This is a genomic window from Lachnoanaerobaculum sanguinis (assembly GCF_033242365.1).
Classification (GTDB): Bacteria; Bacillota; Clostridia; order Lachnospirales; family Lachnospiraceae; genus Lachnoanaerobaculum; species Lachnoanaerobaculum sanguinis.
In genome coordinates, this window is the sequence record NZ_BTHK01000011.1 from 102,611 (window position 1) to 117,708 (window position 15,098).

Genomic DNA, 15,098 nt, shown 5'->3' on the forward strand with positions numbered 1-15,098 from the left:
TGGAGTTTTTTTATTATTTTAATTATATTAATGTTTTTCGTATAAATAGTCATCGTTTTTCTTAGGCGGTTTTTCATTTAAATTTCCGACATCGAAAGTAGTCTGATCGGAGATATCATTTTCATTATTTCCGGATTCTTCAACAGGAATATCATTTACTTCTGTACCTTCAGCAGAAACAAGTTTTGTCTGGTTGACTTCGCTGTTGTTAAATTCAACTTCTCCTTCATTCCCCGCCGTATCGGAAACATACGCCTTTATAGAGTAGGTATCAAATTCAAATGTAGCTCTGCCCTCTTCTTCATCTATTTTTGAAGGCTTTAACTTTCTGTCATCACTGTCTATTGCGTAGATGCTGTCATAGTCAATATCTGAATGTCCGTCCTCAAATGTTATATTAAGCACGCCTTTTTTCACCAACTGTGCAAATATAGTAGGTGCTGTGGAGTCGATATTATCTATTCTTTCATATATAGTCTGAGACATTGTATTCAGATTTGTAGCAACTACTTCCAGAGTACCGTTCTTTGTTGCTGTAGCCACATATGTATTACCGTTCTTTGTATATGAGAGCGGCGAGTCGTCAAGAGTCATTGTAAAACTTTGCAATGGGAAAAAGCTCTTTTGAGTCACTCTAATTTCTACAGATTTGGAATCGGAATCCGCAACTGTGGAAATTTCGAAATGAGGCTGTGAGGTTACAGCAAAAAATATGATTACATTTATGAATATAAATGCTATTATATATTTGAGTTTTGAAAACTTCCTTTTTTTAGGTTTTTCATTTACATTATTTTCATCTGCCATGGATTTTCCTCACTTTCAATTGTACAAGCAATCTTTGACTAGAATAACAGACTTAAAAAAAAACTTCAAGTTAAAAATCGACTTAAGAAAAATATAATAATTAAAGGAGTTGTTATGATAGAAAAAGCAGTGAAATTTGCGATTAAGGCACATGAGGGCCAGTTCAGAAAGGGGAGCACAATACCGTATATTACACATCCCTTGGAGGTATGTACCATTGTATCCTTGATTACAGACAATGAAGAAGTAAGAGTAGCATCATTACTACATGATACGGTTGAAGATACTTCCGTTACCATAACCGAGATAGAAAAAGAATTCGGGAAAAAAGTAGCGGCTCTTGTAGGAAGTGAATCTGAGGATAAGTCAAAGACATGGATTGAGAGAAAGATGCATACATTAAAAACTTTGAAAGATGAATCAATAGAAGTAAAGATAATAGCTCTTGGAGATAAACTGTCAAATATCAGAAATTCCGCAAGAGATTATCTTTGCCTCGGAAATGATTTTTTACTTAGGTTTAATGAGAAAGATAAGGTAAAGCAGGCAATGTACTATTATGGTATACTTGATGCGTTGAAAGACCTGGAAGATAATGAGTTTTATAGGGAATATGAGAAACTTTGTGATTTTGTTTTTGGAGATGTGAAAGAGAAAATATGAGAGACGGTTTTATAAGAGTTGCAAGCGTATCACCTGATATCAGAGTATGTGATGTGGACTATAACAAGGAAAGTATAAAAAAGGCCATAGAAAAAGAATGGGAAAATAAAAGCAGTATCATAGTATTTCCGGAGCTTTGTCTGACCGCATATACATGTAATGATCTTTTTTTTCAAGATTCGCTTATCAGTGAAGCCAAGAAGGCATTGAAAGAAATAGTTGATTTTACAAAGGGACATAAATCTGTTATTTTTCTGGGGTTGCCTTGGGATTATAAGGGAAAGCTTTATAATGTTGTAGCGGTTATATCAAACGGATTGATGCTGGGACTTATAAATAAAATAAATCTGCCGAATTATGGTGAGTTTTATGAGGAGAGGTATTTTAACAGAGGATTTGAAAATGCGGTATGGGTTGATCTTTTCGATGATGTAATCCCTATGGGCTCAAAGATATTGTTTGAATGTACAAATATGCCGGGACTTGTTTTGGCAGGTGAGATATGTGAGGATCTTTGGGTTGCAGATCCTCCAAGTATAGGACATGCACTTGCAGGTGCAAATATTATTGTAAATGCCTCGGCATCAAATGATATAGTCGGAAAAAAGGCATACCGTGACAGCTTGATAAGCAATCATTCAAAGAAACTTATATGCGGTTATATCTATGCAAATGCCGGAGAGGGAGAATCTACTCAGGATCTGGTATTCGGAGGACAGGGAATAATAGCGGAAAACGGTAAAATTCTGGCTGAAAGTACAAGGTTTAAAAATGAAGCCGTAAGAATAGAGATAGATGTAAACAGGCTTAATTTGGAAAGAAGAAAGCAGACTACATTTAAAATAAGAGAAGGACAGGAGAGCAATCGTAAAGATTACATGGTTATGGAGTTTGAGATCGAGAATGATGAGCTTGAACTTGAGAGAAACTTTGATCCTAAGCCTTTTGTACCTGATGATATGTCAAAGAGAAATGAAAGATGCGAGGAGATACTCACAATACAGGCTCTTGGACTTAAGAAAAGACTTATGCATATCGGTGCAAAAAATGTTATTCTCGGAATTTCCGGAGGACTGGATTCAACTCTTGCACTTCTTGTATGTGCCAAGACCTATGATATGCTGGGACTTGATAAAAGCGGCATAAAGGCTGTTACAATGCCGGGATTCGGAACTACGGACAGAACATATAATAACGCCTGTGAACTTACAAAAAGCTTCGGTGCAACTTTGGAAGAGATCTCAATAGTTGAATCCATAAAGAGGCATTTTATTGATATCGGACATGATATAAATGTAAAAGATATTACTTATGAAAATGCACAGGCAAGAGAAAGAACTCAAATTCTTATGGATATTGCTAACAGAGATAACGGTATAGTTGTAGGAACAGGTGATTTGTCCGAGCTTGTGCTTGGATGGGCAACATATAACGGTGATCATATGTCAATGTATGGTGTGAATGCTTCAATTCCAAAGACACTGGTTAGACATTTGGTAAATTACTATGCCGATACCACTGAGGATAAGAAGATAGCAAATATACTTTATGATATTCTTGATACACCTGTATCTCCTGAGCTTTTACCTCCTGAAAACGGAAAGATAGCACAAAAGACGGAAGATTTGGTGGGACCGTATGAATTACATGATTTCTTTTTATACAATGCACTTCGCTTCGGTTTTATGCCTTCAAAGATATACAGAATGGCAAAGAAAGCATTTAGGGATATCTATGATGCAGAGACAATTTTAAAATGGTTGAATGTTTTCTACTCAAGATTCTTTTCACAGCAGTTTAAGAGATCCGCACTGCCTGACGGCCCTAAGGTCGGAAGTATTGCAATATCTCCAAGAGGTGATCTTAGAATGCCAAGTGATGCAAGTAAGGCTTTGTGGATAAAAGACCTGGAAAATATAAAAACGGATTTGTAATATGGGAGAAGCTAATGATTACTTCATCAGGAAATAAGAAGATAAAAGATCTGGCGGCACTTATAAAAAAGAGCAATGCCAGGAAAAAACATAATGCCTATATTATTGAGGGCATCAGAATGTTTAAAGAACTCAAAAAGGATGAGATATTGGACGTATTTGCAAGTGAAAGCTTTGAGGCTGAAAACGGGAAAATATTGTCCGAAATCTATCCGGAGTATGAGACGGTCAGTGACAGAATATTTGAGTCCGTATCCGATACGAAAACTCCACAGGGTGTAATGGCTGTTGTAAAAAGAAAAGAATATACGCTTGAAAAAATATTGGAAAAAAGAGATACTCCACATAGTTTGCTTATTCTTGACAGCCTTCAGGATCCGGGAAATCTCGGTACCTTGGTCAGGGCCGGAGAAGGAGCGGGAATTACAGGTATTATAATGAATGAAACCACTGTGGATATATATAATCCTAAGGTTATACGCTCTACAATGGGATCGGTTTTCAGAGTTCCTTTTATTTATGTAAAGGATCTTAAAGAAGTGATACAAAAGCTTTATTCAAAAAATATTAATATTTATGCAAGCAGTCTTGAAGGGGCAATTGAATACGACGCTCCGGATTATACAAAGGATATTGCATTTATAATAGGTAATGAGGCAGCAGGAATCTCAAAAGAAGTTTTAGATATAGTAAAAGATAAGGTTAAAATACCAATGCTTGGTGAGGTGGAGTCTTTGAATGCAGCGGTTGCAGGAAGCATACTGATGTATGAGGCTGCAAGACAAAAAAGAAAATGAATGAATTTTTATACAGACAAATTTATATTTATATGATATACTGTTAAAATATTAAGAAAGGGGTATATTTATGAATTTATTTGGAAGACATTTTCTTACACTGAAGGATTTTTCAAGAGAAGAGATAGAATATTTGCTGGACTTGGCTGCAAAGCTTAAGGATGAGAAGAAAAAGGGTATTACCGGAGACAGATTGAAAGGCAAAAATATAGCGCTCCTGTTTGAGAAGCCTTCAACAAGGACAAGATGTGCTTTTGTTGTAGGTGCAAGAGATGAAGGAGCATTTCCTGAATATCTCGGTAAGGATGATATACAGCTTGGTCATAAGGAAAGCGTTGCCGATACGGCAAGAGTTCTCGGAAGAATGTTTGACGGTATAGAGTTTAGAGGTTTTAAACATTCCACAGTGGAGGAACTTGCAAAGTATGCAGGTGTACCGGTATGGAACGGCCTTACGGATGAGTATCATCCCACACAGATTCTGGCAGATCTTCTTACTATGAAGGAACATTTCGGAAATATAGAGGGATTGAATTTTGTTTATGTCGGTGACGGAAGAAACAATATGGCAAATTCTCTTATGATCGGAATGACAAAACTTGGAGTAAATATGACGGTTCTGGCTCCGAAATCGCTGCAACCAAGTAAGGAACTCATAAGCTTGTGTGAAGGTTATGCAAAATCCTCAGGAGCAAAACTTCTTATAAGCGATAATACGGATGCTGTTAAGGATGCGGATGTAATATATACAGATGTATGGGCTTCAATGGGTGAAGAGGATAAAGCGAAGGAAAGAATCGAACTTTTAAGGCCTTATCAGGTAAATACGGAACTGATGAAAAAAACAGGAAAGGAAAGTACAATATTTATGCACTGTCTGCCTGCCGTAAAGGGATACGAGGTAACTGAGGATGTGTTTGAAAGCGCAAAATCAGTGGTGTTTGATGAAGCCGAAAATCGTATGCACACTATTAAGGCGGTGATGGTAGCTACATTGGGTAAAGGAGATGACAGGTAGAAGAAAGCAGGGTTTTCTTTTGTTCAGGGATGTAATGCATGTGATACTTGCGATTGTTATCATAGTGATGGTGGTATTCGCATTTTTATCACCAAATAAGTATGCAATATTTTTCCCTTTGATATTTTTATTGTTTTCAGTAAGTTGTCTGTTGGATGCAATAAAATATTTCAAGAATGAGGAACATTTAAAGTACAGTTTTATAAAAGCAATAATAATGTTTATTTTATTTTTGTTTATGCTTTTAATGTCGACTATAGGATTTTTAAATATTTAACTGATATGCACCGGGAAATAAAGTTTATTTTCGGGTGCATATTAATTTTAAGAATATAAAAACTTGATTTTTTTACCGGAGTAGTCTAATATTCTTATAGTGGTGGAGTTGTGCTTAGGTATATCCTCCGCAGATATTATAGGGATGGGATTTATTATGACTTTCAATCACAAATCGGTGCTTTTGAATGAAGTGATAGAATCTTTGAATATAAAAGCCGACGGCTGCTATGTTGACGGCACTTTAGGTGGTGGAGGACATGCCTTAGAAGTGGTTAAACGACTGGGAAGCGGTAAACTTATAGGAATCGACCAGGACGCGGATGCTGTCAAGGCTGCTACTCAAAGATTGATTGATTATAGTAATAATGTTATTATTATAAGAGACAACTATGTTAATATAGAGAATATATTGAAAAAAGAAAACATAGACAAGGTTGACGGAATATACATTGACCTTGGAGTATCTTCATATCAGCTTGACACTGCCGAGAGAGGTTTTACCTATAGATATGATGCTCCGCTTGATATGAGAATGGATGACAGAAACGAGTTAAAGGCGTCTGATATTGTAAACGACTATTCGGAGTCTGAACTTTTTCATATTATAAGAGACTATGGTGAGGACAGATTTGCAAAGAACATTGCAAAACATATTGTTGAATATAGGAATAAGAAGAGAATAGAAACCACTTTTGAGTTGGTGGATATTATAAAAGCTTCAATTCCTATGAAAATACAGGTAACAGGAGGACATCCTGCAAAGAGAACATTTCAGGCCATAAGAATTGAATTAAACAAAGAGCTTGAGGTTTTAACCGATTCATTAAATGTAATGATTGATTTATTGAAACCGGGAGGAAGGTTGTCTGTTATCACATTCCATTCTTTAGAGGACAGAATAGTAAAACAGGCATTTAAAAAAGCCGAGTCACCATGTGTTTGTCCGAAAAAATTTCCTGTCTGTGTCTGCGGGAATAAATCAAAGGGAAGAGTTATTACGAGAAAGGCGATACTGCCAAGTGAGGAGGAGTTGGAGGAAAATTCCAGATCCAAAAGTGCAAAACTTAGAGTATTTGAAAAGGGAGTCTAAATGAAAGAAACTGTTAAGAAAAAAAGGCAAGGAACGAAGAAAAAGTCAGGTACAGAGATAGAATATTATGTAGACGGTAATGTTGTAAGAAAAGTGGAAACAGCCGTTCCGAAAAAAGCACCTAAGCCCTCTGAAGGTGAAGCGGCAAAAACAAACAGAATGATAAGGAAAAACAGGGAAAGAGCATTGTCCATGGACTTCCCTTATCTTGTTGTGTTTTCAGCGGCTATGGTAGTCATGCTGTTTTTGTGTGCAAACTATATTGCAATACAGTCAAAGTTGACTTCCACTATAAAGCAGACACAAAAAAATGAATCAAATCTCGAAAAGTTAAGAAATGAAAATGATTCGCTGGAGAATATGATTGCGACTTACGTTGATTTGGATCATATATATGATGTAGCTACAAATAAGTTGGGTATGATTTATGCTAAGAAGAATCAAGTTATAACATACGAAAAAACGGAAAGTGAATATGTCAGACAATTTGAAGATATCCCGAGATAAAAAGGGGATTAATAAAAAAGGTAAGGACGGAAGTACTTCCAATCCTTTAGATAATTTGCAGGGAAGGCTTGTAATCATCCTGTTTATGATTATACTTGCTTTCGCTGCATTGTTTTTTAAGATTCTAATGTTACAAGGAAGTAAGTCTAAGGAATACAATCAAAAGATTCTGTCACAGCAAAAATATGATTCGCGGGATATACCTTACAAAAGAGGTGATATACTCGATAGAAACGGAACATATATTGCTACAAGTGAAAAGGTTTACAATTTGATAATCGATCCGAAACAGATAAACAGCGATCAGGAAGATTACTTAAATGCTACAGTATCTATACTGAGTGAAGTTTTCGGATACAGCGTCGATGAGTTAAAAAATACTATTGCAGAAAAGTCGGACAGCTCATATGTAAAATATGCTAAGGATATAAGCTATGAGCAAAAAACAGCTTTTGAAGAAAAAAAAGAAGAGTACAATAAGTCTTACAAAGAGAGTAAAAGCTCTGAAAGAGTATACGGTATCTGGTTTGAAGAAAGTTATGTAAGAAGATATCCTTACGGTTCGAGTGCATGTAATGTTATAGGCTTTGCAAATAATGAAGATTTGAGCGGTAATTCAGGAATAGAGCAGTATTACAATGATAAATTAATCGGAATATCGGGCAGGGAATACGGATACTTAAATGATGAATCGTCTCTTGAAAGAGTGATTAAAAATCCTACAGACGGAAACAAGGTGGTTTCGACCATAGATTTGAATATCCAAAAGATTGTAGAAAAACATATTGCAGAATGGCAAAGTTCTACAGGTTCAAATATGACTGCGGCAATAGTGATGAATCCTAATAACGGTGAAATTCTTGCTTTGGCTACCAGCAGAACATTTGATTTGAATAATCCCAGAGATTTGAATAATTATTACTCGCCTGAACAGCAGGCCGAGATGGATGACAAGGCAAAGGTGGAGGCGCTCAGTAATATATGGAGAAACTATGCTGTCAGCGATACATATGAGCCGGGTTCACCTTCAAAGGTATTTACGGTAGCTTCCGCCATGGAAGAGGGAATTATAACAGGTAATGAAAGCTATGACTGTAAGGGATTTGAAGAGGTCGGAGGCTGGAAGATAAGATGCGCCAACAGAAACGGACATGGTGTGCTGAATGTTACCGAGGCCCTTATGGAGTCCTGTAATGTGGCGATGATGGATATTTCAAGAGCTGAAGGAAGTCAGAAGTTTTATGAATATCAAAAGGTATTCGGATTCGGTTCAAAGACCGCAATAGATTTGCCGGGAGAAGCGGATACAAGCGGACTTATACATACTGCGGATAATGCAAGTGCAACGGATCTTGCAACAAACTCTTTCGGACAAAATTATAATACAACTATGATTCAACTTGCGGCTGCGTATTCGTCTGTTGTAAACGGCGGTTCATATTATCAACCTCATGTTGTAAAACAGATTTTGAATTCAAAGGGTGCAATAATAGAAAATATTGAGCCTGAGCTTGTAAGAGAGACGGTTTCCGCACATACCACGGCGTTTATAAATGAAGCGCTCAGGAGAACGGTAGCGGAAGGAACAGGTAGTGCCGCAGCGGTTGCAGGATATGATGTCGGCGGAAAAACCGGTACTGCAGAAAAGTACCCGAGAGGAAACGGAAATTATTTGGTTTCTTTTATAGGAAGCGTACCTGCACAGGCACCGGAAGTTGTATGCTATGTTCTTGTGGATACTCCTCATGTGGCGGATCAGGCAAGATCGGCATATGCAAGCTCTTTGTTCTCAAAAATCATGACAGAAGTATTGCCATATATGAATATATATTCAAATGTAGACGAAAGTATAGATGTAAGTTCATTCCCGACTGCAGAGGGTATTACGGACAGCAATACTCCAAAGCAAGAGGAGTCAAAGAACTATTCTACAGAAGAAGTAATACCTAACGACGGCGGAAACGGGCTTCCCGGAGCGCCTGCCGGAGAGGGAGAAGAATAAAATTTTGGAGTTATTATGTTAAGAGATACATTGATTGCATTATTGATAGGTTTTGTTGTTACTGCAATTGCATGCCCTTTGTTTATTCCTGTTTTGCACAGACTTAAATTCGGACAGATGGTAAGGGATGACGGGCCTAAGGAACATTTGAAGAAGACAGGTACTCCCACGATGGGCGGAATTTCATTTCTGGCCGGCATATTGGTTGCAAGCCTGTTTTTGATACCTAAATATAAAGAAGTGGCGGTAGTATTCTTATTTACTATATCCTATGGTATAATAGGATTTTTGGATGATATTTTGAAAATAAAGAAAAAGCAGTCTGAAGGACTGAAGTCATCACAAAAATTCATACTTCAGCTTGTAGTCAGTGTTATTTTTATAATATATCTGTATAAAATATATGGACTTGACTACGGTGTGCTTATACCTTTTACAGGTTCATTTGATAAAGGTATAATATTAAATCTCGGTATTATATGGATACCTTTTGCACTGTTTGTAATACTGGGAACCGATAACGGTGTGAATTTTACCGATGGACTTGACGGATTATGCTCAAGCGTTACTGTTATAGTAGCATTATTCTTTATGCTTATAGGATTAAAGGGCGGTTTTTCGGTCACACCTGTTACAGGTGCGGTTATAGGCAGCCTTATGGGATTTTTGATATTTAACGCTTATCCTGCCAAAGTATTTATGGGAGACACGGGTTCTTTGGCACTTGGAGGTTTTGTTGCATCATATGCACTTATGTGCAGGATACCTGTATTTATTGCAGTTATCGGATTTATATATATGATAGAGGTAATATCGGTAATCATTCAGGTCGGATATTTTAAAGCTACAAAGGGCAAAAGATTTTTCAAGATGGCGCCTATACATCACCATTTTGAACTCTGTGGCTGGTCTGAGACAAGGACCGTGACAGTATTTTGTGTAGTTACCATAATACTTGGTATTTTAGTTTATCTGTTTATGTAGGAGGCAATATGATTGGAGTTGCGGGCTTAGGAAAGAGCGGTATATCCGCCGCCACATTACTTTTAAAAAATAATGAGGCGGTAATACTCTTTGACAGTAATAAAGAACTTAATAAAGAAGAAATACTTGTAAAGTTTGATAAGGCATATCACAAAAACATAAATATTATTCTCGGAGAATTAAAAAAGAAAGACTTAGAGGATATGTCATATTGTGTTATAAGTCCGGGAATAGATTTGGAGACTGATTTTGTACAGGTACTTAAAGCAAATAACATTCAGATATGGAGCGAAATTGAGCTCGGGTTTAAATACGCTAAAGGCGGATTGATAGCTATAACAGGTACAAACGGTAAGACAACCACAACATCACTTGTCGGTGAGATAATGTCAAATTTTGCAAAAAGCAGCTTTACGGTCGGTAATATAGGAATACCTTATACCGATATAGCAGATAAAACGGATGAGAATTCGGTTACGGTGCTTGAGACATCATCTTTCCAATTGGAAACGATTATTGACTTCAGACCGAATATATCGGCTATTTTGAATATAACTCCGGATCATTTAAACAGACATCATACTATGGAGAACTATATCAAAGTAAAAGAAGATATAAGTAAAAATCAAACTGAAGATGACTTTTGTATTTTAAACTATGAAGATGAGGCTTTGAGAGAATTTGCAGACAGGGTAAAAGCCAAAGTCGTATTCTTTTCAAGCAGGAGAAAGCTTGAAGACGGATTTTATCTTGATAAAGATATTATTATGCAGAGTAAAAACGGTGTTGCAAAAGAAATTTTGGATACAAAGAAGTTGAATATACTTGGCAGACATAATTATGAGAATGTTATGGCCGCAATAGCGATAGCATCTTCATACGGTGTACCTATGGAGAGCATCGTAAATTCATGTTACGCATTTCATGCCGTTGAGCATAGAATAGAATTTGTAAAAGAAGTTAACGGAGTAAGATATTATAACGACTCCAAGGGTACAAATCCTGATGCGGCGATTCAAGCCGTACTTGCAATGCCGGCGGCAACATATATTATTGCCGGAGGTTATGATAAGGACTCGGAGTATGATGAATGGATTGAGAGCTTCGGTACAAAGGTTAAAAAACTTGTACTTATGGGAGCTACAGCCGGGAAGATAGAAGAATGTGCAAAAAAACACGGCTTTAATGATATAGTTACGGTTGACAGCATGCAGGAGGCCGTAAGAATATGTGCAAATGAAGCAAAAACGGGAGAATATGTACTTCTTTCACCTGCTTGTGCAAGTTGGGGAATGTTCAAAAACTATGAGGAGCGTGGAAGAATATTTAAGGACTGTGTTAGGGAATTAGGATAATATGGCTGATGATATAAAGAAGAATAAAGCCAAAATTAAAAATGTAGCAAAAAAAGAATTGAAAAACCAAGCCGTAAAAAGAAAAATAAAGGTGGAGAAAGGCGGACAGAAGAAAACAAAAGTTGATACTGCTAAAGAAAATAAAATAAGAAAAATCGGGGTCAAGAAACCGGTTGTTAATGACAGTAAAAAAAATGAAACTAAAAAAAGAAGGTTTTACGATTACAGTCTTATATTTATTATTTTGTTTTTGTTGGTGATGGGCTTGATAATGATTTACTCGGCAAGTTCATACACTGCAGATTTGAAGTTTAAAAACTCCGCTTATTTTGTAAATAAACAGCTTATCTTTGTTGTTGCAGGTCTTATTCTGATGATATTTGTATCAATAGTACCTTACCAAGTTTGGATAAAACTGTCGAAGCTTATTTATGTGGTTGCGACTGCACTTGTCGGAGCTGTTTTGGTTATAGGTAGGGATGCAAACGGAGCAAGAAGATGGATTAATCTGTTCGGTATAAAATTCCAGCCTTCAGAGTTTGTAAAGGTGGCGATTATTATTTTTTCGTCTTACTATCTGGTAAAATATAAAAATGATTTACATTCTACAGACAGAAAGGTTGCTGAAAAGAAACTTTGGTTTTTATTCGGAGTGATCTTTGTTCCGACAGTATTGGTTATGGTTGAAAATCTGAGCACATCCATAATTATATTTTTGATTGCGTTTTGCATGAGCTTTTTAGGTACATCAAATAAGAGACTTCACACAGTAGGTGCAATAGCAATGGGTGTAATTTTGTTTTTCTCAAAACCTTTTGTAAAATTTATATATGAAAGAGGAGCAAGAGATTATCATTTGACAAGATTGCTTGTTTGGGCGGAGCCGGAAAAGTTCAGCAGAGACGGAGGATATCAGGTAATTCAGGGACTTTATGCTATAGGTTCAGGAAGTTTCTTCGGCAAGGGGCTTGGACAGGGAATGCAAAAGTTTTTCCTTCCGGAGTCTCAAAATGACATGATTTTTGCTATAATAGTTGAAGAACTCGGACTTTTCGGTGCCGGACTTATAATGGGTGCATTTGTATTTTTAATATACAGAATGATAAAGATATCATTCTCCGTAACGGATCCTGAAGGAGTGTATCTTGTGGTGGGAATTTTGATACATTTGTCTTTGCAGGTTATACTTAATATTGCGGTTGTAACGGGAGTGTTGCCTAATACCGGAGTTTCACTTCCATTTATAAGTTACGGAGGTACATCTATTTTGGTACTGCTTGGAGAGATGGGAATTGTTTTGAGTGTCGCAAGATCGATAAAGCTGGACTACTGATATGAAGAAGTTTTACATTGTTTTATTTTGCCTTGCATTTATACTTGTCGGAATATTTTCGGTCAAAATAACCGATTTTAATTTCGGAGGAAATACAAGGTATACTGATGAAGAAATGAAGGAAATGTTGTTTCCGAATGAATTATCAAAAATAACACTTTATAATTTTATACGAAGTAAATTTAAAAAAGATTACAATATACCTTTCATTCAAGGGGTTGATATATATGTAACCGGAATGAACAGTGCCGATATCATAGTATATGAAAAAAGTGTTGTAGGCTGTGTAAAATATATGAGTTCATATATGTATTTTGATAAGGACGGAATTGTGGTGGAGAGTTCAAATAATCTTCTTGAAGGAATTCCGATAATAGACGGTTTGGATTTCGGAAGAGTGGTATTGTATGAGAAACTTCCGATTTCAAATGAAAAAGTTTTTGAAGAAATGCTCAATATCACACAGGTTCTGGTAGGATACGGAATAACGGTAGATAAGATTACAATTTCTTCAGATAATAATATAACATTATATATAGGAAAAATAGAAGTCTATCTGGGAGATTCGAGTGAATTAAACGGTAAAATAGGCGAATTGAGAGATATATGGGAGAAAATAAAGGATTTGTCCGGAATACTTTATCTGGATAATTATAATCCTATAAAAGAAAATACAACATATACTTTTAAGAAGAGATAACTATATGATATACTTAAGTTATTACAGAAGACTTTAAAGAAAAATAAGTTGATATTTATATGAAAAACCTTTATTATAAGATGAGAGTTTGCTTAAGTGTAGGGGTACAGGAGGAATATATCTGTGTTAGAAATAAATAAGCCGGTAAATGAGAATGCAGCGAAGATTATCGTGGTTGGTGTCGGAGGTGCCGGAAACAATGCCGTAAATAGAATGATTGATGAAAATGTAGAAGGCGTGGAATTTATTGGAGTTAATACCGATAAACAGGCCTTGGTTAATTGTAAAGCCGGGAGTATTATACAGATAGGCGAGAAGCTTACAAAAGGACTTGGTGCCGGAGCAAAGCCTGAAGTGGGAGAAAAAGCGGCAGAAGAGAATATTGAAGATATCACAAATAAGCTGAAGAATGCAGATATGGTATTTGTTACATGTGGAATGGGCGGCGGTACAGGAACAGGTGCATCACCGGTTATTGCCAGAGCGTCAAAAGATCTCGGAATACTTACAGTAGGTGTAGTAACAAAGCCTTTCCCTTTTGAAGGCAGACAGAGAATGAAAAATGCACTTGCAGGTATAGAGAATTTGAAGCAGTATGTGGATACTTTGATTGTGATACCGAATGAGAAATTACTTCAGATAGTGGACAGAAAGACTACTATGCCTGATGCTCTTAAAAAGGCTGACGAGGTATTACAGCAGAGTGTTCAGGGTATTACAGACCTTATAAGTGAGACCGCTATAATTAATCTTGACTTTGCCGATGTACAAACAGTAATGACAGGCAAAGGACTTGCACATATCGGAATCGGATACGGAACAGGAGACAACAAGGCTCTTGATGCTGTGAAGGCTGCTGTTTCATCACCACTTCTTGAGACAAGTATTGACAATGCCACTCATGTTCTTATTTCAATATCAGGTGATGTCGGTCTTGTTGAGGCAGATGAGGCAACCGGATATGTACGTGAGCTTGTAAGTGAAGAGGCAAATATTATCTTCGGTGTATCATATAATGATGCTGAACCTGACAGTGTGAAGATTACAGTTATTGCTACAGGTGTAACCAATGCAATAAATGATACTCCTGTTGGAGAATTGATTAGAGATGTAAATACAAAGCATCAAAACGATAATATGCCGAAAAGAGATGATGCATATTTGCAGGGAATGCATACGGCGAGTATGGAAAGACCTGTACAGACTCAGCCTGAGCAGAATAATTATATAAATCCTACAGCAAGCTATGCAGGAGAGAACTATCCGGAAGGCGGTTATACCGGTGGATATACAGGAAACTTCGGGCAGTATCAGAGTGATTTTAACAATCCTAATTTGAATACTCAAAACAATCAGGGCTTGAATAATCCGAATATGAACAATCAAAATTATAACGGAAATTATTCATCAGGACAGCGCCCGACTATTATAAGAACAGGTGAAGCAAAGATAAATGTGCCTGATTTCTTAAAGAGAAAGAAATAATGCAATTAATAAGGGGCTGTCGGGAAATGGCAGCTATAAAAGAGGGAGGAGTAACTCAAAACGAGTCACTCCTCCCTAAGTTTTTGCATAAAAAAAGATGGCTAACGACAACCATCTTTCTCCGTTACATGTTATAATGTAACT

Annotated in this window: 14 protein-coding genes; 13 read left to right on the forward strand and 1 reads right to left on the reverse strand. The window is 36.7% G+C overall.

Features of this window, described 5'->3' with window-relative positions:
- Window positions 1-27: 27 nt before the first annotated feature.
- Window positions 28-807, reverse strand: a complete 780-nt coding sequence (locus tag SBH76_RS08860; RefSeq protein WP_007593161.1) for a hypothetical protein — start codon at window positions 805-807, stop codon at window positions 28-30.
- Between the two features lie 114 nt (window positions 808-921).
- Between SBH76_RS08860 and SBH76_RS08865 the strand changes: the two genes are divergently transcribed.
- From SBH76_RS08865 to ftsZ, 13 genes are all read left to right on the forward strand, one after another.
- A complete protein-coding gene (locus SBH76_RS08865; protein WP_007593159.1) occupies window positions 922-1,470 on the forward strand; it encodes an HD domain-containing protein in 549 nt (182 codons plus the stop codon).
- Window positions 1,467-3,404 (forward strand): NAD(+) synthase, encoded by a 1,938-nt coding sequence (locus SBH76_RS08870; RefSeq protein ID WP_317977521.1) that lies wholly within the window; start codon window positions 1,467-1,469, stop codon window positions 3,402-3,404. Before SBH76_RS08865 ends, SBH76_RS08870 begins: the two co-directional genes overlap by 4 nt.
- 14 nt (window positions 3,405-3,418) lie before the next feature.
- Window positions 3,419-4,201 (forward strand): TrmH family RNA methyltransferase, encoded by a 783-nt coding sequence (locus SBH76_RS08875; RefSeq protein ID WP_317977522.1) that lies wholly within the window; start codon window positions 3,419-3,421, stop codon window positions 4,199-4,201.
- Window positions 4,202-4,271: 70 nt separating this feature from the next.
- Window positions 4,272-5,219 (forward strand): ornithine carbamoyltransferase, encoded by a 948-nt coding sequence (argF, locus tag SBH76_RS08880; protein ID WP_317977523.1) that lies wholly within the window; start codon window positions 4,272-4,274, stop codon window positions 5,217-5,219.
- Complete coding sequence (locus SBH76_RS08885) at window positions 5,209-5,496, forward strand: DUF6637 family protein (RefSeq protein WP_034242966.1); 288 nt, start codon at window positions 5,209-5,211, stop codon at window positions 5,494-5,496. The genes argF and SBH76_RS08885 overlap by 11 nt, the downstream gene beginning before the upstream one ends.
- 156 nt (window positions 5,497-5,652) lie before the next feature.
- Complete coding sequence (gene rsmH / locus SBH76_RS08890) at window positions 5,653-6,588, forward strand: 16S rRNA (cytosine(1402)-N(4))-methyltransferase RsmH (protein WP_007593149.1); 936 nt, start codon at window positions 5,653-5,655, stop codon at window positions 6,586-6,588.
- A complete protein-coding gene (locus tag SBH76_RS08895) occupies window positions 6,589-7,095 on the forward strand; it encodes a hypothetical protein (RefSeq protein WP_007593147.1) in 507 nt (168 codons plus the stop codon).
- Window positions 7,064-9,097: a peptidoglycan D,D-transpeptidase FtsI family protein gene (locus SBH76_RS08900; protein ID WP_317977524.1), complete on the forward strand. Its 2,034-nt coding sequence runs from the start codon at window positions 7,064-7,066 to the stop codon at window positions 9,095-9,097. Before SBH76_RS08895 ends, SBH76_RS08900 begins: the two co-directional genes overlap by 32 nt.
- Window positions 9,098-9,112: 15 nt before the next feature.
- Entirely contained in the window at window positions 9,113-10,081 is a 969-nt protein-coding gene (gene mraY, locus SBH76_RS08905; protein ID WP_007593144.1) for a phospho-N-acetylmuramoyl-pentapeptide-transferase, read from the forward strand.
- An 8-nt stretch (window positions 10,082-10,089) separates the two neighbouring features.
- Complete coding sequence (gene murD / locus SBH76_RS08910) at window positions 10,090-11,436, forward strand: UDP-N-acetylmuramoyl-L-alanine--D-glutamate ligase (protein ID WP_317977525.1); 1,347 nt, start codon at window positions 10,090-10,092, stop codon at window positions 11,434-11,436.
- A gap of 1 nt (window position 11,437) precedes the next feature.
- Window positions 11,438-12,769 (forward strand): FtsW/RodA/SpoVE family cell cycle protein, encoded by a 1,332-nt coding sequence (locus tag SBH76_RS08915; RefSeq protein ID WP_317977526.1) that lies wholly within the window; start codon window positions 11,438-11,440, stop codon window positions 12,767-12,769.
- Between the two features lies 1 nt (window position 12,770).
- Window positions 12,771-13,469: a cell division protein FtsQ/DivIB gene (locus SBH76_RS08920; protein WP_317977527.1), complete on the forward strand. Its 699-nt coding sequence runs from the start codon at window positions 12,771-12,773 to the stop codon at window positions 13,467-13,469.
- A 123-nt stretch (window positions 13,470-13,592) separates the two neighbouring features.
- The gene (ftsZ, locus tag SBH76_RS08925) at window positions 13,593-14,954 is read left to right on the forward strand and encodes a cell division protein FtsZ (protein WP_317977528.1); all 1,362 of its coding nucleotides are present in this window, start codon (window positions 13,593-13,595) and stop codon (window positions 14,952-14,954) included.
- The last annotated feature ends 144 nt before the right edge of the window (window positions 14,955-15,098 follow it).

What these genes read in the sequence shown, in the direction of transcription:
- SBH76_RS08860 (WP_007593161.1), bottom strand. Translation starts at nt 807, where the DNA reads ATGGCAGATGAAAATAATGTAAATGAAAAACCTAAAAAAAGGAAGTTT.
- SBH76_RS08865 (WP_007593159.1), top strand. Translation starts at nt 922, where the DNA reads ATGATAGAAAAAGCAGTGAAATTTGCGATTAAGGCACATGAGGGCCAG.
- SBH76_RS08870 (WP_317977521.1), top strand. Translation starts at nt 1,467, where the DNA reads ATGAGAGACGGTTTTATAAGAGTTGCAAGCGTATCACCTGATATCAGA.
- SBH76_RS08875 (WP_317977522.1), top strand. Translation starts at nt 3,419, where the DNA reads ATGATTACTTCATCAGGAAATAAGAAGATAAAAGATCTGGCGGCACTT.
- argF (WP_317977523.1), top strand. Translation starts at nt 4,272, where the DNA reads ATGAATTTATTTGGAAGACATTTTCTTACACTGAAGGATTTTTCAAGA.
- SBH76_RS08885 (WP_034242966.1), top strand. Translation starts at nt 5,209, where the DNA reads ATGACAGGTAGAAGAAAGCAGGGTTTTCTTTTGTTCAGGGATGTAATG.
- rsmH (WP_007593149.1), top strand. Translation starts at nt 5,653, where the DNA reads ATGACTTTCAATCACAAATCGGTGCTTTTGAATGAAGTGATAGAATCT.
- SBH76_RS08895 (WP_007593147.1), top strand. Translation starts at nt 6,589, where the DNA reads ATGAAAGAAACTGTTAAGAAAAAAAGGCAAGGAACGAAGAAAAAGTCA.
- SBH76_RS08900 (WP_317977524.1), top strand. Translation starts at nt 7,064, where the DNA reads ATGTCAGACAATTTGAAGATATCCCGAGATAAAAAGGGGATTAATAAA.
- mraY (WP_007593144.1), top strand. Translation starts at nt 9,113, where the DNA reads ATGTTAAGAGATACATTGATTGCATTATTGATAGGTTTTGTTGTTACT.
- murD (WP_317977525.1), top strand. Translation starts at nt 10,090, where the DNA reads ATGATTGGAGTTGCGGGCTTAGGAAAGAGCGGTATATCCGCCGCCACA.
- SBH76_RS08915 (WP_317977526.1), top strand. Translation starts at nt 11,438, where the DNA reads ATGGCTGATGATATAAAGAAGAATAAAGCCAAAATTAAAAATGTAGCA.
- SBH76_RS08920 (WP_317977527.1), top strand. Translation starts at nt 12,771, where the DNA reads ATGAAGAAGTTTTACATTGTTTTATTTTGCCTTGCATTTATACTTGTC.